The sequence below is a fragment of the Streptococcus sp. Marseille-Q8145 genome, from assembly GCF_965112035.1.
Genome location: NZ_CBCOPQ010000005.1, coordinates 134490 through 160526, shown reverse-complemented (window position 1 = coordinate 160526; position 26037 = coordinate 134490). Strand labels below are relative to the sequence as shown.

The following is a 26037-nucleotide window of genomic DNA, read 5'->3' as shown; positions in this document are numbered from 1 at the left end:
TCTTACTCTTTCTGATTCAGCAAATTACGCAGCTCATCCAGTTCATTTTCTGAAAAAGAATTAGATGAAAAGAGAGTCTTGACAAAGCCTCCCATGGAATGTCCGCTGTAGCGCTTCAAAAAGTCTGACGTCTCTACTTCTAAGTATTCCTCTTCCGAAATTAAGGCCGTATACTGCCTTTCACGTCCCTTGCGAACACTTTCTAAAAAGCCCTTTTCCGTCAAACGAGCTAAGACTGTCAACAAAGTCTGAGGCTTCCAATGGTTATCTTCACCCAGCTTTTCCATGATTTGGGCTGAAGTCGTTGGATTTGGCAAGTGCCAAATAATCTTTAAGATGGCAAATTCACCATCTGGTAAACGTTTAATTGAATGATTCATTATATTCCCATCCTTTCTAAAGTCTCTTCCTAATTTTATTCTACACATGTCTAATAAAAAAGTCAATCATTATGTAAAAATAGAGCTGGGAATCACTATTTCCCGCTCTTTTTAGAAAAATAAACTCAACAAAGTCAACATTGCTAGTCCGCCCTGCTTGAACAAAATTTTCGGATCGCTGGTCACTGCACCGTAAGCAGCTACCAAGATGATATAAACCATAAAAATCCCCAGCCAAACTGGACTAGGCTGTACAAAGGCCGCAATTAAAACCAAAATACCCAGCAAACCATTATAAACTCCTTGGTTTTTGAAAAGTGTATTGACCGACTGCCGCTCCAACTCCTCTTGAGGCATACCAAAGACCCGTGCTGTCGTAGCTGAAGTCGTCGCAATGGTCTCTAGGTACATAATATAGAAAAATTCCAAGGCAACCAAACTTGCCAAAATCAGTGTAAAAATAGACATTTCTTCTCCTTATAGAAATTTATGACGAAAAGAAGTATAACATAGTGCAAGAGAAAGCGCTAAAATTTAGTTCCAATAAAATGGACAAAGTCTATTAAAATGTTTTATGATACCTTTTTAAAATAGGCGTAGCAGAAATGAGCATTTTCTGATCAGATGTGATACAATCTTTTTGAAAAATGGAGGTAAATTATGTTAACCTATGATTTAATTGTCATCGGCTTTGGTAAGGCCGGTAAAACATTGGCAGCCAAAATGGCGGCCCAAGGAAAAAAAGTTGCTTTGATTGAGCAAAGCAAGGCTATGTACGGGGGAACCTGTATCAATATCGCCTGCATCCCAACCAAAACTCTCTTAGTCGCAGCTGAAAAAGGTCTAGCTTTTGACCAAGTAATGGCTGAGAAGAATGCTGTAATCAGCCGTCTCAACGGGAAGAACTACGCAGCAATCAGTGGCGCTGGTGTCGACATCATCGATGCGGAAGCTCATTTCCTTTCAAACAAAGTCATCGAAATCACAGCTGGCGATGAGAAAGAGGAATTGACGGCTGAAACTATTGTTATCAATACCGGTGCCGTTTCCAATGTCCTGCCAATTCCAGGACTGACTGAAACCGAGCATGTCTATGACTCAACTGGCATCCAAAATTTGAAGGAACTTCCTAAACGTTTAGGAGTTCTGGGTGGCGGTAACATCGGCCTAGAATTTGCTGGACTCTACAACAAATTAGGCAGTCAAGTAACTGTACTGGATGCTGCACCTGTCTTTCTCCCTCGAGTAGAGCCTTCTATCGCTGCTCTGGCTAAGCAATATATGGAAGAAGACGGAATCCAGCTCCTGCAAAATGTGCAAACCAAGCAAATTAAAAATGATGGTGATGAAGTTGTGGTTGTGACAGAAGATGGAGAATTCCGCTTTGACGCTCTGCTCTATGCTACTGGTCGCAAGCCTAATGTTGAACCACTGAAGTTGGAAAATACAGATATCGAGCTGACAGAGCGCGGAGCTATCAAGGTTGATAAACACTTGGAAACATCTGTACCCGGCGTTTTTGCAGCAGGCGATGTCAATGGCGGTCTGCAGTTCACTTATATCTCACTGGATGACTTCCGTATCCTTTATAGCTATCTGGCTGGTGACGGCAGCTACACACTGGAAGACCGTAAGAACGTCCCTACCAGCATGTTTATCACACCACCTTTGGCTCAAATCGGATTGACTGAAAAGGAAGCCCAAGAGCAAGGACTGCCGATTGCAGTTAAGGAGATTCCAGTCGCAGCAATGCCTCGCGGACATGTCAATGCTGACTTACGCGGTGCCTTCAAGGCTGTTGTCAACACTGAGACCAAGGAAATCGTCGGAGCGACTATCTTCGCAGCTGGGGCTCAGGAAATTATCAATATCCTGACTGTAGCCATGGATAATAAGATTCCTTACACCTACTTGAGCAAGCAAATCTTCACTCACCCGACTTTGGCTGAAAACCTCAATGATTTATTTGCTATTTAATGTTAAGCCCCTGATGGGGCTTTTACAATCCCTACAAAAATTTAACTACATTTCAACCTCTTTTTGTGGTACAATAATGCTAGTTTATTTTAAAAAGATTGAGGAGAATTATGTCTGAACTGTATGATATTACGATTGTCGGCGGCGGTCCAGTTGGCTTATTCGCTGCATTTTACGCTCATTTGCGCCAAGCCAAGGTTAAAATCATTGATTCCCTGCCTCAGCTGGGTGGTCAGCCGGCCATTCTCTATCCAGAGAAGAAGATTCTGGATGTGCCGGGCTTTACTAATTTGACTGGCGAAGAGTTGACTCAGCGTTTGATTGAGCAGCTGGAAACTTTCCAGACTGAGATTTGCCTCAATGAAACAGTGCTGGATATCGTTAAATCTGATGATGGCTTCTCCATCACGACTTCTAAAGCCCAGCATCAAACAAAAACCATTATCATTGCCATGGGGGGCGGCGCCTTCAAACCGAGGGCTTTGGAGTTAGACGATGCTGAAAGCTACAGCAATCTCCACTATCACGTTTCAAACATCAGCCAATACGCTGGCAAAAAGGTTGTTGTTCTGGGTGGCGGTGACTCGGCTGTTGACTGGGCGCTAGCTTTTGAAAAAATCGCAGAAACTAGCCTGGTTCATCGTCGGGATAATTTCCGTGCTTTAGAGCATAGCGTGGAAGAACTCAAGGCTTCTAGTGTTGAGATTAAAACACCATTTGTACCTAGTCGATTGGTCGGTGAAAATGGCAAGATTACCCACTTGGAAATCAGCCAAGTCAAAGGAGAGGATAGTCAGCTTTTGCCTCTGGATCATCTCTTTGTCAACTACGGTTTTAAATCCTCTGTCGGCAATCTCAAAGATTGGGGCTTGGAGCTCAACCGTCACAAGATTTTGGTCAATAGCAAGCAAGAAACTTCCGTGCCAGGTATCTATGCAGCTGGTGACTGCTGCGGCTACGAGGGAAAGATTGACCTGATTGCGACTGGGCTAGGTGAGGCACCTACCGCTGTCAACAATGCCATTAACCATATCTATCCTGAGCAAAAAGTCCAACCCAAACATTCTACAAGCCTATAAAAAACCGCTGCCGAGCTCAAGCTCAGCAGCTTTTATAATTCATCTGCGATTTTATTGATTTTTCTCAAGCGATGATTGACACCGCTCTTAGTCAGTGGCCGGCTCAGACTATCAGCTAGCTGCTGGATGGAGTAGTCTGGATGTTGGATACGAAGCTGGGCTACCTCCTGCAGATCTACAGGTAAACTCTCAATGCCGATATTATCGCTGATTTTGGCAATATTGTTGATGGTTTTCATACTGGCTGTGACCGTACGGGCGATGTTCGCTGTCTCCGCATTATTAGCGCGATTGAGGTCATTACGCGCTTCCCGCATGAGCTTAAGAGACTCAAACTCAGCCGTAGCTTCCATAGCCCCGATGACAATGAGAAAATCCATGATATCCTCAGCCCGCTGCAGATAAGTAACAGCCCCCTTCTTGCGCTCAATGGTCTTGGCATCCAGCAGAAAACGGCGCATCAAAGCAGCTAAATCCTCAGCATGATCCAAATAAACGGACAGGATTTCCAGCTGGTACTTGCCCGAGTCTGGCTCCCGCATACTACCACTAGCCAGAAATGCTCCCCGCAGATAGGCACGACTGGCTTCATCATCTGACAAAATGGCCTGATCAATCCCTGCCTCGATACCAAAAAAGGAGTCAGCCAAGTGTAGGTCAGATAGGATTTCTTCAACTTTCTGATCCAGAAATACTGTATAAACGCGATTCTTGCGCAGATTAGTCTTCTGATGGTGGCGGATTTCTGATTTGACCTGATAAAGGTCCGACAGCAGCTCATAGAGATGGCGAGCAATCTTGGCATTTTCTGTTGAAATGGATAAGGTGAGGCCGGTCGAAGAAATTCCTAAACTACCAGCCATCTTGATAATGGCAGCCAACTCGTTTTTGTCTTTTACAGATAAGCTTAAAAGCTCTTCTTTTACTTTTACTGTATAGCTCATTTGCGCACCTGTATGATCTGCATCAATTCATCAACAAGCAACTCGCCGTCATGGAAAGCTCCGCCATTTTCCAAACGAAGAAAATTCGAGGAAATAACGCGGGGAACTTGCTCCTGCAGCCCTCGAAAATTATGGTCAACCTGAACTAAATATTCATCAAATTTATTGCTGTTCATATACTCGCGCGGGACTGGCTCGATATTGACCAAGACAGTATCAATGAACTTTTTGCCCAGATGACGATGCAATACTTGAACGTGGTCGCTATCTGAAAAGTGCTCTGTTTCGCCGCGCTGGGTCATAATGTTGCAGACATAGGCCACTTCTGCTTTGGTCTCTAGGAGGGCTTGGCCAATTTCCTCAATGACGAGATTTGGCAAGATGGAGGTAAAGAGAGAACCCGGTCCCAGCACCACCATATCGCTATCCAAAATGCTCTGGACCACCTTTCTACTAGCAACAGGCTTTTCATCATCATAGGTATTGGTCACATAGACCCGCTCTATCATGCCAGTCTTACTGGCCAGATTGCTCTCACCGACAACTTCCGTTCCATCAGTAAACACAGCATGCAGAGTCAGCGGAGTGTCGCTTGAAGGGTAGATTTTACCTGTCGTATGGAAAAACTTGGTCAGAAGCTGCATGGCATTATAGGTCGAACCCTGCATTTCGGAAATGCCAGCAATAATCAGATTACCCAAGGGATGACCTGCTAGAACGCCGTCTCCTTTGGCAAAGCGATACTGGAAGACCTTCTCATAAAACTTTGGCATGTCAGACATGGCCACCAAAACATTTCGAAGGTCACCCGGCGGCGTCAGCTGCTGGATGTTTTTCCGCAGCTCACCAGAACTGCCGCCATCATCTGCTACTGTGACAATGGCTGTGATCTCCACATCCTTTTTCCGCAGGCTGTTTAAAATAACTGAAATTCCTGTACCGCCGCCGATAACTGTAATTCTCGGTTTTCTCATGAGCGGTTCACCGTTTCCTTCCGGCGATTTTTGTCGCGATGACTGGCATTAACTGGCCAGTTTTTCGCTAAATCATCCGCCAAACGCTGTGCAAAAGCCACACTACGGTGTTGTCCACCTGTACAGCCAACTGCAATAGTCAGCACAGACTTTCCTTCCTTTTGATAGCCTGGCAAAATCGGCTCAATCAAGCCTAACAGGTTCTGGTAAAATTCTTCTGACTCCGCATGGTTCATGACATAGTCAAAGACATCCTTGTCCAATCCTGTCTGATTACGCAGCTCAGGTTTATAGTAGGGATTAGGCAGAAAACGCACATCAAAAACCAAGTCCGCATCCAGAGGCAAACCATATTTAAAACCAAAACTCATAACCTCAATGCGGAAACTGTGCAGATCAGCTTGATTTGAAAATTGTTCAGAGATGGTCTTTCTGAGCTCCCGTGGTGTCAGTTCCGTCGTATCTACAACATTTTGACTGAGATTTTTCAGAGGTGCTAAGAGTTCACGCTCCAGTTTGATTCCATCTAAAATCCGCCCGTCGGCGGCCAAGGGATGACTGCGTCGGGTTTCTTTATAGCGAGCCACCAACTCCTTGTCGGCCGCATCCAAAAATAGAATTTTAAAATCAATTTCTGTGCTTCTTTCTAGCTCATCCAGAATATCCTGAATCTCCAAAAAGAAGGAGCGACTCCGCATATCAACAACCAGAGCCAGTTTATCATTGTCAGTGGTTCCTTCAACCAGCTGCAAAAACTTTGGTACTAGGGTCGGTGGCATATTATCAATGGTAAAATAACCCAGATCCTCAAAAGACTGGATAGCAACGGTCTTTCCGGCACCGCTCATTCCTGTCACAATCACTAATTGAATCTTGTGTTCAGCCATTCTTTCTCCCTTCGTCTAACATTTTATTTCTAAAAAAGGACGGGAAACTTCTCCCGGTCCCAAACATTTATTCTACAATCTCAGCAATGACTTCAATTTCGATTTTTACATCACGAGGCAAGCGAGCCACTTCCACTGCCGAACGAGCTGGAAATTCACTCTTAAAGGCTGTTTTGTAGACTTCATTAAATGGCACAAAATCATTGATGTCACTTAGGAAACAGGTCGCCTTGATCACATGGTCAAAATCTGTTCCAGCTGCTTCCAAAATAGCTCCTACATTTTTTAAAACTTGCTGGGTCTGCTCTTCAATCGTTGCACCTACAATTTCTCCTGTCTCTGGTGATAAAGGAATCTGACCACTTGCAAATAAAAGGTTGCCGACGATTTTTCCTTGGACATATGGTCCGATTGCTGCTGGTGCTTTATCTGTTTGTACTATTTTTGCCATTGTATTCTCCTCATTTCTTTTATCTTACTTATTATATCATAAAGTCAAAAGACTGACTATTCTTGTCCCCCTTCCCATTGACTTTTAGGAAATTTTTCTTTATGATAGTAAATGCATAATTCAAAACACTTGTTTTGGACTGGTTCGCAAACTTCCCAGTATAAAAAACTAAGTACCCTTATATTCTAAAGTAATGTAATTGCGCATAGTTTTTTCTGGTGTCCTGCCACTTTGGCAGAACTAACTGAGAGGTTGAGACTGAGGTTTCAGCCTTATTTTATTTCTCAAAAGGAGGACCTATGAAAAGAAAAGTTATTATTGACTGCGATCCTGGCATAGACGACAGCCTAGCTCTGCTCTATGCCCTGCAACACCCTGAACTAGAGGTCGTTGCTTTGACCATAGTCGCTGGAAATGTCCCAGTGGAACTTGGTCTTGAAAATGCCTTTAAAATCCTGGAAAGGCTGAATCGGCTAGATATTCCAGTATATGCAGGAGCCGACAAGCCCTTGGTTCGTGATTTCGTCTCCGCTCAGGATACCCACGGCATGGATGGATTGGGGGAAAGCGGGATAGCAAGAAGCAGTTCCACCCAAGCCCAGCCACAAGCAGCTTATGACTATCTGGCAGACTATTTCCAGAAAAATAGTGACACTTCCATCATTGCACTGGGGCCTTTGACCAATATTGCCTTGGCTCTTAGGAAAAATCCTAACCTTGGGCAGCATCTAGACCGTTTTGTCAGTATGGGCGGCAGCTACAAATCGCACGGCAACTGTTCACCCGTAGCGGAGTACAACTACTGGTGCGATCCGCATGCAGCCCAAGAAACCTACGAAAAACTTGGAAAGAAGATCGAAATGGTCGGTCTAGATGTCACTCGAAAGATTGTCTTGACACCCAATCTCTTGGAATATATGCGTTTTATCAATCCTGAAGTCGCCGACTTTGTCGGAAAAATCACGCGTTTTTACTGGGATTTTCATTGGGAGTATGAACATATCATCGGCTGTGTCATCAACGATCCATTGGCTGTTGCCCATTTCCTGCATGGAGACCTTTGCCAAGGCTTTAACTCCTTCGTCGATCTTGCAACGGAAGGCATTGCCATGGGACAAACGCTGGTTGATGCCTATCATTTTTATGGTAAGCAAGCCAATGCTAAGGTGCTGACCCAAGTAAACAGCCACCTCTTCTTTCAGGATTTTCTCTCCGTGATACTCAACACGTCAAAGGAAATCATCTGCCAAGATCTAGAAACTTTAAATTTAGGATAAAATTATGAAAAAAACAACACCATTTACCATCACATTTACAGCTATCTGCATCGCTCTAAACTATATCGGAGCTAACATTGCCCTTTTTCTAAAACTTCCTGTTTATTTGGATACTTTTGGAACGATATTGGCTAGCCTCATTTTAGGACCTATTTGGGGAGTAGGAACTGCGGTTGCCAGTGCTCTTATTAGCGCTTTTACAACGGACATTTCTGCTATTTATTTCTCTCCAGTAGCCATTCTTTTGGCTCTGCTTGTCTCGGTCTTTTTCACTGCTGATTCAAAACCAAGACTAAACCTCCTCTGGAAAACGGTTCTAGTCTCTCTGCCAGCTACTGCTTTGGCCTCTCTGATCACTGTGATAGTCTTCAACGGAATTACCCCAAGCGGATCTAGTATTATCGTTCAAGGTTTACACGGTTTAGGCTTAGACTTGGTCACCAGTACCATCATTGTCCAAGCACTGACCGACTATGCAGACCGCCTCATCGTTATTGGGGTTAGTCTTGCCTTCATCCCACAACTCAAAAAAGTCAGCCCCAGAATCTTTGCAAAATCCAACAATGCATAAATCAAAAGAACTACTCAGAAACAGTGATTTCGAGTAGTTCTTTTTAGTTTAACATTTGTCTTTTATCCGTCTTTAATGTCAAGTTATAAAAAAGGAGTAGACAGACCCTTCTAGAGTCCAATCCTACTCCAAAGCTACATTTGAGATTAGTTTCGTCCTTTGAGAACAGCCTCAATGATTGCCATTCTGACAAAGACGCCATTTGTCATTTGTTCTACAATTCGAGATTTTGGAGCTTCAACCAAATGGTCTGCAATTTCTACATCGCGATTGACAGGCGCTGGGTGCATCAAGATAGCGGTATCCTTCATACGGTCATAGCGCTCTTGCGTCAAACCGTGGAGTTTATGATAATTTTCCTTAGAGAAAATGGAGTTGTAGTCATGGCGTTCGTGCTGTACGCGGAGAAACATCATGACATCCACTTGGTCAATAACTTCGTCAATCGTTACGAACTTACCATAGTCAGCAAATTCCGCACTTCTCCACTCATCTGGACCAGCAAAGAAAAGCTCAGCACCGAGACGTTTCAAGATTTGCATATTAGATTTGGCTACACGTGAGTGATCAAGGTCACCAGCGATAGCTACTTTCAAACCATCAAAATGACCGAATTCTTGGTAAATTGTCATCAAGTCAAGTAAACTTTGGCTTGGGTGCTGACCAGAACCATCACCACCATTTACGATAGAAGTTGTAATTGTTGGGCTTTCGATCAATTCTTTATAGTAGTCCACCTCAGGGTGACGGATGACACAGACATCTACACCGAGAGCTGACATAGTCAAAATCGTGTCGTACAAGGTTTCTCCCTTGTTGACTGAGCTTGTCTTGACATCAAAGTCAAGCAGGTCGCATCCAAGTTTTAATTCTGCTACTTCAAAAGCCTTGTGAGTCCGTGTTGAAGATTCAAAGAAGAGATTTGCAACGATATGCTGCTCATCATAATGAACCTTTGCGCCGTTTTTAAATTCAATCCCGCGCTTGATCAAAGCCATTACTTCTTCGTTCGTAAGGTGTTCCATAGATACAAGATTTTTAAGTGCGATTTGATTTGATGACATGATGTTATACTCCTTTTTTATTAAAAACTTTGGACAAATGTAGCAATCTCGTCAGCCTAATTTTTAGGTTCTGGCAGGATGAGGTAGAGGGCAATTCCGAGAACAGTTGACAAGGCAACCCCTGAAACTTGCAGACCTGATAGTTGCAGGGTCAGACCACCGATACCAGATACCAGAACGACACTGGCAATCAGCAGGTTCTTTTTATTGTCAAAATTGGTTTGTGCTTCAATCAGAATTTTCAAACCGCTGGAAGCAATTACCCCGAAGAGGGCGATGGAAATGCCACCCAAAACTGGACTTGGAATCGATTGGAGCAAGGCAGATACTTTCCCAACAAAACTCATGACAATAGCCAATACAGCAGCACCAGCAATCACATAAACACTGTAGATTTTATTGAGCGCCATAACCCCGATATTTTCACCGTAGCTGGTTACTGGCGGAGCACCAAAGATACCCGCGATAACCTGAGCCAGACCGTCTCCAGCTAAAGTCTTATCCAAACCAGGCTCTTTAAAGAAATCCTTGCCTGTCAAGCTATTCAGAACCATTACATGCCCAAAGTGCTCTGTCATCGTTACAAAGGCAATCGGTGCCATTGTTAGGATTGCACTTGGATACAATTTAAAATCATAATCTATAAACGGAAGATTCATCGGCGGAACGTGGAACCAAGAAGCTTTTGTCACGTTGGCAAAAGAGATAATCTCCTGACCTGTCACCGATCCAACAATCAGAGCGAAGATATAGCCAACAATCAAGCCCAGCAGAACTGGAATAATACCAACGATTTTCTTACCGTATATGTTAAATAGAATGACACAGAGGAGGGTTACCATCCCGATAGCAAAGTAGGTGATGTCGTAGACCTTCTGGTCTCCAACGGTCTTATACATCACATCGCCAACGGCTGTACCCGCTAGACTCAGACCAATCACCATGATGATCGGCCCCACCACTACTGGCGGCAAAATCTTATCAATCCAGGCGTTTCCTGCGAATTTCACGATGAGGGCAACGATGAAGTAGACCAAACCTCCCGTGATAGCACCTTGCGCAACCGCAGCAATCCCATCTGTCTTCATTAAGATTTGCATGGCAGCGATATAAGCAAAGCTGGAGCCCATATAAGCAGGGATTTTGTACTTGGTCACTGTCAAGTGGGCCAGCGTTCCCAAACCACTTGAAAACAGGGCTACCGCTGGGTCAATTCCCACCAGAATCGGAACCAACACTGTCGCCCCAAACATAGCGAATAAATGTTGGAATGAAAGTCCTAAGAGTAAGCCAGGTTTTGGCATATCATGGACATCGTATTTAACTTCTTGACTCATCTTGTCTCCTCCTCTACAATCAGAACTCGGTCCTGACCATCTTTTTCAGTCATTTCAACAATAATCTCTTCAAGGTGGCTCGTTGGAATATTTTTGCCAACATAGTCTGCCCGAATCGGCAACTCACGGTGCCCGCGGTCCACTAGAACAGCGAGGCTAACACGTGATGGTCGCCCATTGCTGACAAGATTATCAATGGCTGCGCGGATCGTCCGACCTGTATAGAGCACATCGTCAACAATAATCACTTCACGCTCAATAATGTCAACTGGAATCACTGTCGTGTCTTCCTTGACCTTGATATCGTCTCGGAAGGGCTTTGTATCCACTTCGCAAACTGGAATCTCAATTTTCTCTAGCTGAGCCAGTCTTTGCTGGATCCGCTTGGCAATGAAAACCCCTCTGGTCTTAATGCCTGCCAAAACGATTTGGCTTAAATCCTTGTTGCGCTCGATGATTTCATAGGTGATCCGCGTGATGGCACGATTCATAGTGATCTCATCGACAACTTCCTTTGTCTTCATCTAAACCTCCTAAAAACATTAAAAAAGCCTCCTTTTGCAAGGAGACCTCAGAAAATAGAGACAGGCTGAAACAAGACGCACTTGTCACACTCCACCCATCATTTTTACTTTGCTCCTTGCCTATCTCTCTGGATAGAATTAAAGGACTATTTAATTGTTTATAACTATACCACAATTTTAATTCCATTTCAAGAAAAAAATGAACTTTTTTCATGAGAAATTGCTAATCCATTTCAACAAAATAAAAAACAGAGAACATCTGTTTTCTATTTCCCACTATAATACTCTAAGCTTTCTTCTTTGAAAATGAGATAGATTTGATTCCGTAAAAAATATAACCAAAGACCAGATAAGCCACAAAGATAATCAAGCACATCTTGATAACATAAGGCCAACCGTGCTTATAGACATTAAGGAAAAAGTAGGGAAAGGGTTTATCCTTAGCATTCGGAATATCAATTTTCAAGAAAAAACCGTTAATAAGGGCAAAAATCATGTAAATCAGCGGAACACTTGTCCAAGAAATGGGATCAAACCAACGATACTGTCGGGTTTTATCAAATACAAGAGTATCAAAGAAAAACATGAGTGGCACAATGTAATGGCAAAGGAAATTTTCCAAGCGATAAAAATCGGTCGCAATCGGAGCTAGGAGCAAGTGATAGACCACGCAGGTAATCATGATACACATGGTCACACCACCCTTCACGCGCAACAGCTTGGAACTCTCCCAATTATTGTTCGTCCACATTCTAAAAATGAGATAGGCGGTAAATAACAGAACCAGAAGATTAGACAAGACCGTGTAGTACATTAGCATTCCCACTCCAAGTTTAGCAATTTCCAGATAGACCCCTACAAAAGCCAAAACCAAAAGAAGAAGGCGATAAGAAAGAATTATTTTTTTATTCATAGCGCTTCTCAGATTTTCTTGACAAATTCTGACTTGAGCTTCATAGCACCAAATCCGTCAATCTTACAGTCAATATTGTGGTCGCCTTCGACGATGCGGATATTTTTCACGCGCGTTCCTTGTTTGAGATCCTTAGGAGTACCTTTGACTTTCAAGTCCTTGATTAAGGTAACTGTATCCCCATCGGCCAACTGGTTTCCGTTTGCATCAATAGCCACTGGACCAGCTTCTCCTGCTGCAACTTCTGCAGGATCCCATTCATAAGCACATTCTGGACAAACCAAGAGGACACCATCTTCATAAACGTATTCTGAGTTACATTTTGGACAATTTGGCAAATTATTCATTAATTCATTTCTCCTTATAAGTGGGCAGACATTCAGAAAAAAATAAGAATCGAATGACAGCCATATTTTACCGTCTTATTATACGATATTTTATCTTATTTGACAAATGGGCAAAGAAAATCACTTGTTTTCAAAAAACTTTCTTGACTTTTATGACAAAACAATGTACTATTCTAGTGTATATACAGTAGATAAAAGGAGTTTATTATGAAACCAACATCCAAAAATCAGTTTATGACACTGACCGCTTTCTTGACTGCCCTAGCCATCGTTATTCCGCTGGTTATGCCGATTAAGATTGTCATTCCGCCCGCTTCCTTCACTTTAGCCAGCCACGTTGCAATCTTTCTGGCCATGTTCATCTCACCACTCATGACAGTGATTGTCGTCCTCGGCTCTACTATTGGATTTGCCATGTCTAGTCTCCCTTTCATCATCACACTGAGAGCCCTGTCTCACCTGCTCTTCGGGACTATCGGCGCTCTTTACCTGCAAAAGTATCCTGAAACACTGGATAGTCAGAAAAAGATTTGGATCTTTAATTTCGTCCTGGCCTTGATTCATGCTTTTGGCGAGGTAGTGGTCTGCATTCTCTTTTACACAACGACAGACTATCCGGCCAATGCCTTCTATATCCTCTTCGCTTTAGTCGGATTTGGAACAATCATTCACAGCATGGTGGACTTTGTCATTGCAAAATTTGTCTATCAGGCTCTGAAAAAGATTCGTTAAACCTTGAATCTTCTAAAGTTTTGATTTACAATGAAGTTATGACAAAAAAACGAAGAAATGATTTATTAGAGCTTTTAAAAGAAGCTCGGCAACCTTTAAATGGACAATTTTTGGCGGAACAATTTCATGTCACTCGTCAGATTATCGTTCAGGATATTGCTCTGCTGCGAGCCGATGGCACTCCCATTATCAGTACCAATAGGGGCTATCTCTATAAAGAAAGCAATCAACCCGCTCATTTTCACAGACTTTTTAAACTCAAACACAAGGCGGACGATATTGAAGCCGAACTTTTGGCCATCGTTGATAATGGCGGGCGGGTGCAAAATATCATGATTGAGCATCCTGTCTATGGGGAAATCCAGACCTATCTGAAATTGACCTGTCGTCGCGATGTGCAGCAATTTTTAGAGCAAGTCTCAGAGAGCGATTTTCGTGCCTTATCCGAGCTAACAAATGGAATTCATTACCATTTAATCGAGGCAGATTCTCAACAGGACCTAGACTATATCGAGGAAGCCTTAGCTACACTGGGCTTTCTGCAAGAATAGGCATAAGGATAATATTGTAGATTGAACCAGTTTTGAAGGGAATTCAAGGCTGGTTTTTATATTTTAAATGAACAAGAAACTTTGTCAACTTCCTCGAAATAAGGTAAAATAAGAGAAAGAAATCTGTAGGGGGACAGAATGGCAGCAAAAGCTAAATACCAAATCATCATGGATAAAATCATTAGGGACATTGACAAGGGAAGACTTACTAGGGGGCAAAAGATTCCCTCCGTCCGCAAGCTGGCAGACCGCTACCAATGCAGCAAGGATACTGCCCAGAAGGCCTTGATTGAGCTTCGTTATCAAAAGTATATCTATGCCGTGCCTAAGAGCGGCTACTATGTCTTGGAAAATGACCAAAACAAAAAGGAAGATATTGAGCTGGCTGTGACAGACGACCGCCATCAAGCCTATGAAGACTTCCGCCTTTGTGTCAATGAAACGCTGATCGGTCGAGAAAACTATCTTTTTAACTACTACTCCCAGCAAGAAGGACTGGAGGATCTGCGACAGTCGGTCCAGCGCTTGCTCTTGGACTCCGCGGTCTACACTTCTGCAGACAATCTGATTCTGACTTCCGGTACCCAACAAGCCCTCTACATTCTCTCTCAGATCGACTTTCCTAATAGCAAAGAGACCATTCTGGTGGAACAGCCCACCTACCATCGGATCAACGACTTACTGCTAAATCAGAAACTGCCTTATGAGACCATAGAGCGTAAGCCGTCTGGGATTGACCTAAAAGAGTTAGAGAGGATTTTTCAAACAGGGCAAATCAAGTTTTTCTATACGATTCCCCGTTTCCACTATCCACTAGGACATTCCTACAGCCGTCAGGAAAAGGAAGAAATCCTTGCCCTTGCTGAGCGTTATGATGTCTATATCGTTGAAGATGACTATCTGGCCGACTTTGATAGCAAGCGAGAACTGCCTTTTTACTATCTAGATGACAGCCAGCATGTTCTCTATATCAAGTCTTTTTCCACCAGTCTTTTTCCCGCCCTGCGCATCACTGCTTTGGCTCTGCCACCTCAGATTCGAGAGACCTTTCTGTCCTATAAAAAAGCGGTTGACTACGACAGTAACCTCATCATGCAAAAAGCTCTCTCCCTCTATATTGACAATCTGATGTTTGAAAAGAATCGTCTGGCATTATTGAACCAACTGGAAGTTGAAAAAAATAAGGCACAATTCCTCTTGGACGAACTTCATTTCCCTCTACCCCACCAGTTGACAACCGATGGCGTGATTTTTGACCTGCAATCCCTCTCATCAGTCAGCTCCCTCAAACATAGCAAGCTGCCGCTGGACTTTTTTGAAAGTAGCTACATTCAGACCTGCCCCTACTACTATGCTAAGCTACTGTTTGATGATTTAAAGGAAAATCTGGAAAAATTGAAAGACTATCTAAAAAAGTTGTAGGCATATTGTCCTACAACTTTTGTTTGAATTTCTCCTTGTTTATCAGGCATCCATCATCCCTGCCTGCAGCTGATACATTTTCTTATAGGTCCCATTTTGTGCTAGAAGCTCTTCATGGCTACCAGACTCAATGATGCGCCCTTTATCTAAAACGTAGATGCAATTGGCATCCTGAATCGTGGACAGCCGATGGGCAATGGCAATAGTGGTTCGACCCTGCCGCATTTTCCGGAGAGAATGCTGGATCAACTCCTCAGTTTCCGAATCGATATTGGCTGTGGCTTCGTCCAAAATCAGGATTTTAGGCTTGGTTGCGATGGTTCTGGCAAAAGCCAAAAGCTGTCGTTGGCCACTAGAGAAGGTGGACCCGCGTTCAGTAACTGGATTATCATATCCCTGAGGCAGTTGGCTGATAAAGTCATGGGCATCGACAAAGCGAGCTGCTTCCTCTACCTCTGCTTGTGACAGACTCTCCTGATACATGCGGATATTGGAGGCAATGGTGCCGTGGTAGAGAAAGGGATCCTGCAAGACAAGACCGATATTGCGGCGTAACTCTGCTTGACTATAGTCTCCGATGTCTCTGCCATCGATAAGAATCCTACCTTTTTCAAATTCATAAAAGCGCAGAAAAAGGTTGATAATGGAGGATTTTCCCGACCCCGTTGGCCCGACAAAGGCAATCGTCTCACCTTGCTTGACGCTAAAGGAAATGTCCTTTAGAATCTCTCTTTTTCCGTCATAGGAAAAGCTCACATGCTGAAAGTCAATATTGCCCGCCTGAATCTCAGGTCCTTCTTCTGCTTGCTCAGGCTCAAAGTCTCTACGGTCCATCAGTTCAAAAACGCGCTCCGCTGCTACCATAGAAGTTTGAAGAACAGAGTAATTTTGCATGACATCGATCAAGGGATTGAAAAGCTGGTTGACATACTGGATAAAGGCATACATGACACCTGCAGTCACTCCAGCTACTTGCCAGCTCAAGCCAAAATAAGTCAGAATAAGAGCATAAGCCAAAATTTTCAGCAAGGACATAGCAGGGCGTAGAAAGAGGCTGTTCACATTCAGATAGCGATTGCTAAAAGCCAAATGTTCCCCATTGATTTCTTCAAATTCTTCTAACAGGCGCTTTTCCTGACCAAAGGCTTGGATGATCCGCATCCCTTCAATACTCTCAGAAAGTTTGACGTTGAGGTCGCTCAGTTTAGCTCGGACTTGCTTGAGCAAGCGATTGGAAAGCCGCTGATACAGGATAATCGAACCAAGCATGATAGGCAAAAAGAGGACAATCAGCAGAGTCAGCCGCCAATTCAGAGCCAACATAGTTACGATTGTCACCACCAAAATAAGCATGGAGCTGAGGAAGTTAGAAAAAATGCTGCTAAACATATCAGCCACTGACTGGGTATCGTTTGTCAAGCGAGAAACGATAGCCCCTGCTGCAGTCTGGTCAAAGTAAGCCATCCCTAATTGCTGCATATTCGCAAAAGTTTCCTGCCGAAGATCGCGGACAATGCTGTAGGCCACCCTTGCAAAAGCATATTGCCCCAGAAAAGTAAGGAGCACCCGCAAAAGAAAGAGACCATAGTAAATTGCCAGCAGATAGAGACCACTTGAGGCTGCCTCTCGGCTGACAAACTGGTCAATATAAGAACGAGCCAAAAGTGGCAAGGCCGTCGTCACCAGAGTTGTCGCAAAAATAAAGACTAGAGCCAGGAGGCTAATCCATTTGTAGCGCCACATATAATCTAGAAGGCGTCTAAAAGTTGATTGTTTTGTCATTTTGCAGACTCCTCCTCAAAGCGTTCATATAATTGTTGATTTTGATAGGTTTGAGCATACCAGCCCTGTGCTGCCAGCAATTCTTGGTGGCTACCTCGTTCCTTAATACGGCCATTCTCCAGCACTAGGATCAAATCCGCATGGACAATGGCTGACAGACGATGGGCAGTGATAATGGTCGTCTTGCCAGCTCGTTCCTGCTTGAGATTTTCTAAAATCACATGCTCGGTCTTGGCATCTACTGCTGACAAGGAATCATCCAAAATCAAAATTTCTGGATTAGTGATGAGGGCTCTGCTCATAGCCAAACGCTGCTTCTGACCGCCAGAAAGCGAGACGCCTCGCTCTCCAAGTAGCGTATCCAAACCATTCGGCATAGCCTTAATATCTTCATAAACACCACAAAGTTGGACTGCTCGGATGACTTGCTCTTCTGATAGTTCTGGATTGGCAAAGCGGATATTGTCCCGAATGGACAGGGCAAAGAGTATCTGATCCTGAGGCACATAACCAATCAGACCACGCAGATCCTTAAGAGCATACTCTCGGATATCGTGGCCATTCAGATAAATTGCTCCTTCCTGAATATCCTGCTCCCGAAGCAAGAGGCGCAGCAAGGTGGTCTTCCCAGATCCAGTCGGCCCTACAATCCCCAAGGTCTGCCCTTTTTCTAATGTAAAGTGAATATCCTTCAAAGTCACTTCGTTCTCATAAGCAAAGTAATCGATTTCATAGTCCAGTCGGCCATTTTGGATACTGGCAAGTGGCTGCTGGGCTTCCTTGACATCCGACTCCTCCGCCAACAACTGTTCGATCCGTTCATAAGAAACAGCTCCCCGCTGGCTGATATTCACTAGGTACCCCATCGCTTGCAGCGGCCAAACCAGCATATCCAGATAAGTCATAAAGGTAACCAGTTCACCGACTGTAAATTGACCTTGGGAGATAAACATTCCTCCGAAAATCAAGGTCAGAACATAGGATAAGCCGACAAAAATCAGCACCATGGGATCAAACAGGGAATTATACTTGGCAGCTAAAATATTCTTTTGATAGACTTCTTGGTTAATAGCTCCAAAAGACTCCGTCTCCGCATTCTGATAGCCAAAAGACTTGGTCACTTTAATCCCCGCTACGCTTTCCTGAACTTTGTTGTTGAGATCAGAAAAAGCCTCCTGAGCCGCTTTAAAGCTCTCGTGATTCTTCCGACCAATCAAGCTGGTCCCCCAAGACAGAAAGGGCAGAGGAAGAATAGCAATCAGGGTCAGCCGCCAGTCCAAGACCAAAACCATGGTGATGAGGGTCACCAAGGCTGTAATAGAAGCATCTACCGCTGACATAACACCACCGCCAGCCACACTGACTACCGCATTGATATCATTGGTCGCATGAGCCATGAGGTCACCCGTTCGGTATTTTTGATAAAAACTTGGCGACATTTGCGTAAAATGCTCAAAAAGCCGAAAGCGTAAGATACGCCCCAGATTATTGGCCGTACCAAAGATATAGAGCCGCCAGACATACCGCAAACCATACATGATAAAAGCGGACAAAATCAAAAGGAGAAGATTATAAGCAAGTTCTCCAGCAGTCAGGCTCTGCCCTGCAATCCTGTCTATAACCTGCCCAATGACTCGTGGTGGAATCAGATTAAAAACACTGACCAGAGACAAGGCCAAGATGCCAATCATATAACGTCGCTTCTCCAGTTTAAAAAACCAGTCCAGTTTTCTGATAAGATTCATTTCGTTTCCTCATTCCAAACAAAGGACGGACAGCCCTTAATCTGACTGTCCGTTTCTCACTATCTCTATTATACGCTATTTCATCTAAAAATGAAACTCAGGCAAACTATGCTCATCTTTTCTTGGTCAGGACAAAGCTGGTATCCAGCAAATCAAAAAGTTGCTGGTCGGGCAAAGTTCCATCCAAGGGCAGGCTGAGCCAGTATTTTTTATTCATATGAAAGGCGGGGAAAATTCCCTTTTGCTGAATAAGTTCCGCAACTCGGTCACTCTTGACATTGAGAACCTCGATCGCACCACTGCGCTCCTTTTCAAACTTGGACCAGTCGGTCGTCAAAAAAGCTCCGTACCATTTCTTGCTATCCTGATGGCGAAAAACAGCGGCTCTATTAGCGCTTTTACGAGAAGAATTTTCCCAAAGATACTCCAACTGCCCCTGATAAGTAGTCGCCACATAGTTACTCAGTCGCTGACTTTGCTCATAAAGAAAGCCTACTTCCTCAAAGCAATGCTGCCGAATATCCAGCAAAACCTCCTGGCAGGCCGCCCTGACTTGTCCGACAAATTCTCCAGCCATACTTTCCATCTTGACCTGCCGGTACTCATCACCTGTATCCAAGTCAAGCACCTGAAAATCCAGCTTTCCATCGGAAATCAGCACATTCATCTGGAAGTCACCAGCCATAATCTCAGTCGAATAGTTGTATTCTGCATCAGCCCTGACAAAGCCATAATCCAGCAAATTTTCTTCCTTCAGCCTGTATCTGTCAAATAAATCCAGCATCCATTTTCCTTCTAAAATACCACCCTGGTCCCATGCAATTGATCAACACCCAAAGTGTCAGTAATCTCGGCACGATTGTCCAGATTAACCCCACCACCAGGTAAAATTTCTATCCGCCCTGCCGCATGCTCAATCAATTCATCCAGCCAGGCCAAATGCTCTAGAATGGACTCTAACGCTGGCCCGCCATGTGTCAAAATCCGCTTCACTCCATGTTCAACCAACCAGTCTAACTCTCCGAACTGATACTCAGCAGGAATAGCATCAAAAGCCATATGAAAGACCACATCTAGCCCCTTAGCCGCTTCAAGCAGCCGTTCCATCTTAGGATAATCAATCTCGTTATTTTCTGTTAAAACACCAAAAACGAGGCCATGGCTCCCCGCCTCACGTGCCTTCTGAATGTCCGAAAGCATTATCTCGATTTCCATATCTGAATAAACAAAATTCCCACCGCGAGGACGAATCATGGTCATCACAGTCGCATCATAAGGCTTGACCATTCGTACTGCAGCCTCGATGACACCGTAGCTAGGCGTTGTTCCACCAACTGATAGGTTATCACACAGCTCAACCCGCTTCGCTCCAGCCTCTAAAGCCTTATCTAGTAAGGTGACATTCTCTGCACAAAATTCATAAATCATGGCACTACCTCTTATTTACTATATTGATTTTCTACTTTTTATTATATCACAAAATTTCCTCTAACATGCACCCCTAGCATATTTGCCACTGCTTTTCTCAACAATTTTATATTAATAGGCTTGCAAAAATTTTCTATTATCTACTCTTACAAATCTTATTTTCAGTTATTTCCACTACGACCATCTTCCAAGACTTTTCAACTAGAGAAATGTTGACTTACGGATGTCTTTTGTTCAAGATTGTGCTAAAATAGACTTAATCTATGAAAACAAGGAGCTTTTATGAAATACCCTAATCTTTTAGATCGTTTCCTGACCTATGTCAAGGTCAACACACGCTCAGACGAAACATCTACTACTACACCCAGCACTCAGAGTCAGGTCGACTTTGCTAACAATGTCCTCATTCCTGAAATGAAGCGAGTCGGCTTGGAAAATGTCTACTACCTGCCTAATGGCTTTGCGATTGGAACTCTGCCAGCCAACGACCCTAGCTTTACCCGCAAAATTGGCTTTATTTCTCACATGGATACAGCGGACTTCAACGCAGAAAACATCCAGCCACAGGTCATTGAGAATTATGACGGCGGTGTGATTCCGCTCGGACAATCTGGCTTTAACTTAGATCCTGCAGACTTTGCCAGTCTCCATAAATACAAGGGCCAAACCCTGATTACGACTGACGGAACAACCCTTTTGGGAGCAGATGACAAGTCCGGTATTGCTGAAATCATGACTGCTATCGAATACCTGTCTGCCCATCCAGAAATCAAGCATGGAGAAATCCGAGTTGGCTTTGGACCAGACGAGGAAATCGGTATCGGGGCTGATAAGTTTGACGCTGAGGACTTCGATGTCGATTTTGCCTATACAGTAGATGGCGGACCGCTAGGAGAGCTCCAGTACGAAACCTTTAGTGCTGCTGGAGCAGAACTGACCTTCCAAGGTCGCAATGTTCATCCGGGAACTGCTAAAGACCAGATGGTCAATGCTCTCCAGCTGGCTATTGATTTCCACAACCAGCTGCCAGAAGCCGACCGACCAGAGAAGACTGATGGCTACCAAGGCTTCTACCACCTGATGAATCTGACCGGGACTGTCGAAGAAGCCCAAGCTAGCTATATTGTCCGCGACTTTGAGACAGAGGCTTTTGAAAATCGCAAAGCTGCTATGCAGGCCATCGCTGATAAGATGAACCAAGAGCTGGGCAGCGAGCGTGTCATCCTGACCCTCAAAGATCAGTATTACAACATGAAGCAGGTCATTGAAAAGGACATGACACCGATCAATATCGCCAAAGCAGTCATGGAAAATCTGGACATCCAGCCGATTATCGAGCCGATTCGTGGCGGCACTGATGGCTCAAAAATTTCCTTTATGGGCATCCCGACACCTAATCTCTTTGCCGGCGGTGAAAACATGCACGGCCGCTTCGAATATGTCAGCCTAGAAACCATGGAACGCGCTGTCGATACCATCATTGGCATCGTCTCTTATCAAGATTAAAAACGAAACCACAGAAATTCACGAGGAATTTCTATGGTTTTTTCTCACTCCGGTAATTCTATCTTCAAACTCATATCCGTCGGTTGCAATACCTTCTGAGCAGCAGCTAGAAAAGCTAAGCCGTTATCCGATGGAGAATATTGGAAGGTGATATGGATGACTTTTTTGTCAAAGTTATCGCCGTATCGTGCCACATACTGCTTGCTTTCGAGGAAGTGAATATAATTGTTAATTTTTTCTTGCAAAATTTCCAGATGGACTGCTTCTATCTCTTCCTGCCAGTCGACTGGATCCACCAGAAGAAGCTCTAAATGATTATCAACTGTACCAATAGCATCAAGTTCAGTTGGCTTGAGTTCTGAAGAGATGGCTTTTTTTACAAGAGCTTTAAACTCTTCAACATCAAACAACTCACGTTGATCTTCTATATTTGGTAGCATAGTTTCAGGATGATTACGTATGTAGTTTCTATCAATATCATCTTGCTTACTTAAGGGCCAGCGCCCTGTTTCAGCATAAATCATGACTTCATATGCTCCCCTAGAAGATTCAAATGCTTTATCCATCAGTTCCTTATTGATAGGATAGCAAACTTCTGGACCCATGGCTCCTCCAATTTCTTTAAAGAAGCTAATTTCGTAATAACCATCTGTCTCATATACAACAAATCCATCGCCTCTATGTACAATCGTATCTGAATGATTATAATCATCTAACTCATCTGCCTTTGGCCAACGATGATGTTCACAATAAAACATTACTTCTAAAGAATCTTTTTCTGATTTTGAAACACGTTCTGCTAATTCTTGGCTAATGGGATAGTTAAGCACTTCTTTCCCTCTACTCCAAAGGATCTGATAATCATTGTTGTTTTTTAATATCGTACAATTTTTGTATTGCTGAATTTCTGTTGTCATATAAACACCTATTCAAATACCTTTCCTATTGTATAATCACCTGGTTTAAATTGATCTACAACTGCCTCTGGTATACCGCCCTTTGTAAAACCTCCTGGTTCCCAAAGACCTTGCCAAGCACCTGGTTCATTGCCTGACGGCATACGTAAATTTTTAGGATTTTTAACATTAATAGTAAGAGGTGAATCACCTAAATACCCTCTATCTAAGTCCAATAGTTCCTCTAATACTCTCGGATTCCCATCTGATGCCAATACAGCTTTATCATATATAAATTTTGGCATTACATAATGTCCCTTTTCTGGTCCAATATTCCCACCAAATTCCATCACAGATTTATTAAATCCTTACTTGCAATGCCATTTTTTGCGCGCTCATATCTTGCTTTCTTTGCTTTGTTAGCTATTACTCTCGCTTTTAATGCTGGATCTTTTCCTACTTTTACTCCCCACTTTCATTTTGTATGATTGACGAAGAATCTGATTGAGTATCTCCTTGACTGTCTCCAGTGCTGGCTGAACTATCTGATTTTGGAAAATCCAAACTATACTCAGTTTCTGTACTAATCGTCGGAAGATCAATATCTACTATCTCCTGATTTTGAACAGGATGATAAGAAGCGAAAAAGGCCCAAACCATATAAACAAGAATGGCTGGATATACAATCAGATGTTTCCCAAAAAAATTCCCAGAAGCTTCAGCACCTCTTGTAGACATTCCTTTCAATTCTGGATACTGATTCTCGTATTGTTTCTTTTTTGTCCAATACGGCCTTGATATAACAATACCTGCAAACACAACTAAGCCAATTGAAACATTTTCAAAGATTAGATTCCTAGATCCTGAATGAATCAAAATAAAGGATAGAATAGCTCCTGTAACGGCCGTTAGCAAGAATATAAGGCGACTATAAATAGCTTCTTTTTTTACTCTAAGATATTCTTTGATAGGTAATTCTTTTTCTATCATGATGACAATCCTTTCATCTATCAGTCTCTGTTTATTTTAACACAATATCAATCAAATAAGTATAGGGTTGTGAGAATAAAAAACGAATGATGGTCTTAGACTTGGCTTGGTCTTCATCATTCGTTTTATTCTTGTTTTACATCAAAATGTAAGCTTAGCTAATCTAAACAGTTTTTAGCTGGCCATCTGCTCCAGTAAAGCTGATGCTTCTGCTTGCTGGATTATATCCGAAAGTATCTGGGCTGACACCATAGAGCTGAGAATGAGACTCGTTTGTTTCCTTAGGATGGAAGAGTTTTTTGATTGGTGTCGTAAGCAGGCTGTTTTGTCAGGGTCAAAACTAGGCACTGCTTTGGAGTATAGCATCAAATACGAAAGCACCTTCCGAACAGTTCTCTCGGACGGTAACTTAGTCCTTTCCAACAATCTAGCTGAGAGGGCGATAAAGAGCTTTGTCATAGGCAGAAAAAATTGGCTTTTTTCTCAGAGTTTTGAGGGCGCCAAGTCGACAGCTATTATTTTGAGCCTTTTGGAAACGGCCAAGCGACATGGACTTGATTCAGAGAAATACATGACTTATCTTCTAGACCATCTACCTAACGAGGAGAGACACGCAAAAAGGGAGATTCTAGAGGCTTATTTACCATGGGCTGAAACTATTCAGGAAAAGTGCAAATAGAAAACGTTCCAGAGTCAAATCAACTTTGGAACGTTCTTTCAATATACCTTGTTATTGGGCGGTTACAATTAGGCTAATAGCAACTTCTCCAAAACAAATGAGGCTGGGACAAAAGTCCTAGCCTCTCAATTGTCTTTGGATTGTCGAGCAAGACGCAGTGGTTTAGTGGGCTCTACGCTGATTTCATCAGCTTTTACAGCCCTACTCAACTGTGCGGAGGTGGGACGACGAAATCGAATTCTAACGGATTACCGATTTCTGTCCCACTCTCAAAGTTTATGCTGTATCAAGCCACTATAATCGACAAAAGTCTATCTAGCATTGCTGCTCTTAAGCTTCTGTACCGTTGATTACTTCTATAATCTTCTCGATAATCTCATTATCTAGATATGGTTCAAATTGAGGCAAGTATTCATAATAGTTCTTATAAGTATCGGCCTGTCCTGCCAGAATTAAAGCTCTGAAGCCTTGGTAGGCAACTTCAAAATTCCCTATTTTGACACCATTTTCTAACAATTCAAATGGAATCCAATAGTCATAAACCCTGTTCCAGCTGAAAAGACTATCCGGATTCAACTCTAAATCCTTAGCCATATAAGCATAAGCAAAAGCAATGTGATGCTGCCCTGCCTCTCTATATAATTTGGCTAATTGAGACCATGCTTCAGCGCGATTAGGGTTAATCTGGATAGCTTTTTCCAAATACTCCCGTCCTTCAAGAGCTTTCCCTTCATTTTCATAAATTTGCGCTATTTCTAGACAAGAATAATAAGCTTCCTCTGACCATCCATCCGTCATAACTGCACGTTTTTTGAACCAAGACAAGGCCTCTTGATATAAACCTGCATCACGATAAGATCTCGCGCAATAAAAGGTATATCTAGGCTCTAAATCAGGGTCTTGATTATTATAAACAGCATTTGCAAGTACAGTTGCATCATGATAATATTTATCATCGTCTAGACTTCGAGCGCCTCTTGTTCTTGCAATGACTGAATAAGGTCCTACAAGATTTCCATAACTGGCACCTTCAGGCAATTCAATAAATTCATGCACAACTCCTCGCCAATAAATTTCTGGATTATTTTTAACAAGAGCTACACGACGAAATGAAAGAACTCCACTCTCATCTGAAAAATTGAGATAATAGGCATCTGCTTCAAGATCAGTAGAAATTTTTAAACTACCTTCAACGAAATCATCTGCATCAAAGATTAGAATATAGTCTCCCTTTCCTCTTGCATAATTTAGGGCTAAATTTCTATTATGTGCAAAGTTTTGCCATTCATCTTTGTGCAATTCTCCTGGAATTCCCACCTCACTAAAAAAGTTCAAGATGAGGTTTTCCGTTCCATCTGTGGAGCCAGTGTCAGAAATGACCCAGTAGTCAAATGTGATTGAATTGACCAAATTTTGGAGTGTTTCCAAAATTATATGGGCTTCATTTTTTACAATCATATTCAATACAATTGATGACATTCAATTCCTCCAAAACATTAATACAACAAAACTAGAGGCTAGTAGAATTTTAATAATCCTAATAGCCTCTGTTTTACTCTAAACTTGATATTGCTTAAATTT

At 43.0% G+C, this 26037-nt stretch carries 27 protein-coding genes, 1 pseudogene and 1 riboswitch; of the genes and pseudogenes, 9 read left to right on the top strand and 19 right to left on the bottom strand.

Annotated features, from left to right (window positions below; translation table 11 throughout):
- Nucleotides 1-2: 2 nt before the first annotated feature.
- Both ACWPVL_RS10560 and ACWPVL_RS10555 read right to left on the bottom strand, forming a co-directional pair.
- On the bottom strand, nucleotides 3-380 hold the full coding sequence (locus ACWPVL_RS10560) for a BlaI/MecI/CopY family transcriptional regulator (protein ID WP_005592027.1): 378 nt from the start codon (nucleotides 378-380) through the stop codon (nucleotides 3-5).
- 111 nt (nucleotides 381-491) lie between these two features.
- A complete protein-coding gene (locus tag ACWPVL_RS10555; protein WP_454388821.1) occupies nucleotides 492-848 on the bottom strand; it encodes a DUF1304 domain-containing protein in 357 nt (118 codons plus the stop codon).
- A gap of 192 nt (nucleotides 849-1040) precedes the next feature.
- Here ACWPVL_RS10555 and ACWPVL_RS10550 point away from each other — a divergent pair, with 192 nt between their 5' ends.
- Both ACWPVL_RS10550 and ACWPVL_RS10545 read left to right on the top strand, forming a co-directional pair.
- Complete coding sequence (locus ACWPVL_RS10550; RefSeq protein WP_454388819.1) at nucleotides 1041-2357, top strand: FAD-containing oxidoreductase; 1317 nt, start codon at nucleotides 1041-1043, stop codon at nucleotides 2355-2357.
- A gap of 110 nt (nucleotides 2358-2467) precedes the next feature.
- On the top strand, nucleotides 2468-3436 hold the full coding sequence (locus tag ACWPVL_RS10545) for an NAD(P)/FAD-dependent oxidoreductase (RefSeq protein ID WP_454388817.1): 969 nt from the start codon (nucleotides 2468-2470) through the stop codon (nucleotides 3434-3436).
- Between the two features lie 32 nt (nucleotides 3437-3468).
- On the opposite strand, the gene whiA is transcribed toward ACWPVL_RS10545, so the two are convergent.
- The 4 genes from whiA to ACWPVL_RS10525 all read right to left on the bottom strand — a co-directional run bounded on the left by whiA (nucleotide 3469) and on the right by ACWPVL_RS10525 (nucleotide 6692).
- On the bottom strand, nucleotides 3469-4380 hold the full coding sequence (gene whiA / locus ACWPVL_RS10540) for a DNA-binding protein WhiA (RefSeq protein ID WP_454388815.1): 912 nt from the start codon (nucleotides 4378-4380) through the stop codon (nucleotides 3469-3471).
- Nucleotides 4377-5354, bottom strand: coding sequence for a YvcK family protein (locus ACWPVL_RS10535; RefSeq protein WP_149555572.1), 978 nt, complete (start codon nucleotides 5352-5354; stop codon nucleotides 4377-4379). Before ACWPVL_RS10535 ends, whiA begins: the two co-directional genes overlap by 4 nt.
- The gene (rapZ, locus tag ACWPVL_RS10530) at nucleotides 5351-6241 is read right to left on the bottom strand and encodes an RNase adapter RapZ (RefSeq protein ID WP_125446610.1); all 891 of its coding nucleotides are present in this window, start codon (nucleotides 6239-6241) and stop codon (nucleotides 5351-5353) included. The genes ACWPVL_RS10535 and rapZ overlap by 4 nt, the downstream gene beginning before the upstream one ends.
- 67 nt (nucleotides 6242-6308) lie before the next feature.
- The gene (locus ACWPVL_RS10525) at nucleotides 6309-6692 is read right to left on the bottom strand and encodes a RidA family protein (RefSeq protein WP_005590207.1); all 384 of its coding nucleotides are present in this window, start codon (nucleotides 6690-6692) and stop codon (nucleotides 6309-6311) included.
- Between the two features lie 133 nt (nucleotides 6693-6825).
- Nucleotides 6826-6870: riboswitch (PreQ1 riboswitch) on the top strand.
- A 121-nt stretch (nucleotides 6871-6991) separates the two neighbouring features.
- On the opposite strand from ACWPVL_RS10525, the gene ACWPVL_RS10520 reads away from it, so the two are divergent.
- Entirely contained in the window at nucleotides 6992-7969 is a 978-nt protein-coding gene (locus tag ACWPVL_RS10520; RefSeq protein WP_454388812.1) for a nucleoside hydrolase, read from the top strand.
- 4 nt (nucleotides 7970-7973) lie between these two features.
- Nucleotides 7974-8540, top strand: a complete 567-nt coding sequence (locus ACWPVL_RS10515) for a LytS/YhcK type 5TM receptor domain-containing protein (protein ID WP_454388810.1) — start codon at nucleotides 7974-7976, stop codon at nucleotides 8538-8540.
- Between the two features lie 146 nt (nucleotides 8541-8686).
- On the opposite strand, the gene ACWPVL_RS10510 is transcribed toward ACWPVL_RS10515, so the two are convergent.
- The 5 genes from ACWPVL_RS10510 to ACWPVL_RS10490 all read right to left on the bottom strand — a co-directional run bounded on the left by ACWPVL_RS10510 (nucleotide 8687) and on the right by ACWPVL_RS10490 (nucleotide 12725).
- Nucleotides 8687-9604 carry an aspartate carbamoyltransferase catalytic subunit gene (locus ACWPVL_RS10510; protein ID WP_045497159.1) on the bottom strand — a complete coding sequence of 306 codons (918 nt, stop codon included), beginning with the start codon at nucleotides 9602-9604 and terminating at the stop codon, nucleotides 8687-8689.
- A gap of 56 nt (nucleotides 9605-9660) precedes the next feature.
- Complete coding sequence (locus ACWPVL_RS10505) at nucleotides 9661-10941, bottom strand: uracil-xanthine permease family protein (protein ID WP_454388808.1); 1281 nt, start codon at nucleotides 10939-10941, stop codon at nucleotides 9661-9663.
- A complete protein-coding gene (pyrR, locus tag ACWPVL_RS10500) occupies nucleotides 10938-11465 on the bottom strand; it encodes a bifunctional pyr operon transcriptional regulator/uracil phosphoribosyltransferase PyrR (protein WP_454388806.1) in 528 nt (175 codons plus the stop codon). The genes ACWPVL_RS10505 and pyrR overlap by 4 nt, the downstream gene beginning before the upstream one ends.
- 286 nt (nucleotides 11466-11751) lie before the next feature.
- A complete protein-coding gene (locus tag ACWPVL_RS10495; protein WP_454388804.1) occupies nucleotides 11752-12378 on the bottom strand; it encodes a Pr6Pr family membrane protein in 627 nt (208 codons plus the stop codon).
- Between the two features lie 8 nt (nucleotides 12379-12386).
- On the bottom strand, nucleotides 12387-12725 hold the full coding sequence (locus tag ACWPVL_RS10490; protein ID WP_454388802.1) for a zinc ribbon domain-containing protein YjdM: 339 nt from the start codon (nucleotides 12723-12725) through the stop codon (nucleotides 12387-12389).
- A 207-nt stretch (nucleotides 12726-12932) separates the two neighbouring features.
- Here ACWPVL_RS10490 and ACWPVL_RS10485 point away from each other — a divergent pair, with 207 nt between their 5' ends.
- From ACWPVL_RS10485 to ACWPVL_RS10475, 3 genes are all read left to right on the top strand, one after another.
- Nucleotides 12933-13457, top strand: a complete 525-nt coding sequence (locus ACWPVL_RS10485) for a hypothetical protein (protein ID WP_454388800.1) — start codon at nucleotides 12933-12935, stop codon at nucleotides 13455-13457.
- A 38-nt stretch (nucleotides 13458-13495) separates the two neighbouring features.
- The gene (locus tag ACWPVL_RS10480) at nucleotides 13496-14008 is read left to right on the top strand and encodes a transcription repressor NadR (protein WP_125381784.1); all 513 of its coding nucleotides are present in this window, start codon (nucleotides 13496-13498) and stop codon (nucleotides 14006-14008) included.
- 138 nt (nucleotides 14009-14146) lie between these two features.
- Nucleotides 14147-15430 carry an aminotransferase-like domain-containing protein gene (locus ACWPVL_RS10475; RefSeq protein WP_454388798.1) on the top strand — a complete coding sequence of 428 codons (1284 nt, stop codon included), beginning with the start codon at nucleotides 14147-14149 and terminating at the stop codon, nucleotides 15428-15430.
- Nucleotides 15431-15472: 42 nt separating this feature from the next.
- Here the strand turns inward: ACWPVL_RS10475 and ACWPVL_RS10470 are convergent, their stop codons facing one another.
- The 4 genes from ACWPVL_RS10470 to ACWPVL_RS10455 form a co-directional block, all read right to left on the bottom strand.
- Complete coding sequence (locus ACWPVL_RS10470) at nucleotides 15473-17212, bottom strand: ABC transporter ATP-binding protein (RefSeq protein ID WP_454388797.1); 1740 nt, start codon at nucleotides 17210-17212, stop codon at nucleotides 15473-15475.
- Nucleotides 17209-18957 (bottom strand): ABC transporter ATP-binding protein, encoded by a 1749-nt coding sequence (locus tag ACWPVL_RS10465; RefSeq protein WP_454388795.1) that lies wholly within the window; start codon nucleotides 18955-18957, stop codon nucleotides 17209-17211. The genes ACWPVL_RS10470 and ACWPVL_RS10465 overlap by 4 nt, the downstream gene beginning before the upstream one ends.
- 112 nt (nucleotides 18958-19069) lie before the next feature.
- The gene (locus ACWPVL_RS10460) at nucleotides 19070-19741 is read right to left on the bottom strand and encodes an MmcQ/YjbR family DNA-binding protein (RefSeq protein WP_454388793.1); all 672 of its coding nucleotides are present in this window, start codon (nucleotides 19739-19741) and stop codon (nucleotides 19070-19072) included.
- Between the two features lie 11 nt (nucleotides 19742-19752).
- Complete coding sequence (locus ACWPVL_RS10455; protein WP_454388791.1) at nucleotides 19753-20385, bottom strand: copper homeostasis protein CutC; 633 nt, start codon at nucleotides 20383-20385, stop codon at nucleotides 19753-19755.
- 282 nt (nucleotides 20386-20667) lie between these two features.
- Here ACWPVL_RS10455 and pepT point away from each other — a divergent pair, with 282 nt between their 5' ends.
- On the top strand, nucleotides 20668-21891 hold the full coding sequence (gene pepT / locus ACWPVL_RS10450) for a peptidase T (RefSeq protein ID WP_454388789.1): 1224 nt from the start codon (nucleotides 20668-20670) through the stop codon (nucleotides 21889-21891).
- Between the two features lie 44 nt (nucleotides 21892-21935).
- On the opposite strand, the gene ACWPVL_RS10445 is transcribed toward pepT, so the two are convergent.
- From ACWPVL_RS10445 to ACWPVL_RS10435, 3 genes are all read right to left on the bottom strand, one after another.
- Nucleotides 21936-22649 (bottom strand): DUF6572 domain-containing protein, encoded by a 714-nt coding sequence (locus ACWPVL_RS10445; protein WP_454389026.1) that lies wholly within the window; start codon nucleotides 22647-22649, stop codon nucleotides 21936-21938.
- 167 nt (nucleotides 22650-22816) lie between these two features.
- Nucleotides 22817-23140 carry a hypothetical protein gene (locus ACWPVL_RS10440; RefSeq protein WP_454388788.1) on the bottom strand — a complete coding sequence of 108 codons (324 nt, stop codon included), beginning with the start codon at nucleotides 23138-23140 and terminating at the stop codon, nucleotides 22817-22819.
- A 109-nt stretch (nucleotides 23141-23249) separates the two neighbouring features.
- The gene (locus ACWPVL_RS10435; protein ID WP_454388786.1) at nucleotides 23250-23777 is read right to left on the bottom strand and encodes a hypothetical protein; all 528 of its coding nucleotides are present in this window, start codon (nucleotides 23775-23777) and stop codon (nucleotides 23250-23252) included.
- A gap of 286 nt (nucleotides 23778-24063) precedes the next feature.
- Between ACWPVL_RS10435 and ACWPVL_RS10430 the strand changes: the two are divergent.
- Nucleotides 24064-24456 (top strand): annotated as a pseudogene (locus ACWPVL_RS10430) (IS66 family transposase); the annotation flags it as partial.
- 330 nt (nucleotides 24457-24786) lie between these two features.
- On the opposite strand, the gene ACWPVL_RS10425 reads toward ACWPVL_RS10430, so the two are convergent.
- Nucleotides 24787-25935 carry a glycosyltransferase gene (locus tag ACWPVL_RS10425; protein ID WP_454388784.1) on the bottom strand — a complete coding sequence of 383 codons (1149 nt, stop codon included), beginning with the start codon at nucleotides 25933-25935 and terminating at the stop codon, nucleotides 24787-24789.
- Nucleotides 25936-26037: the final 102 nt, after the last annotated feature.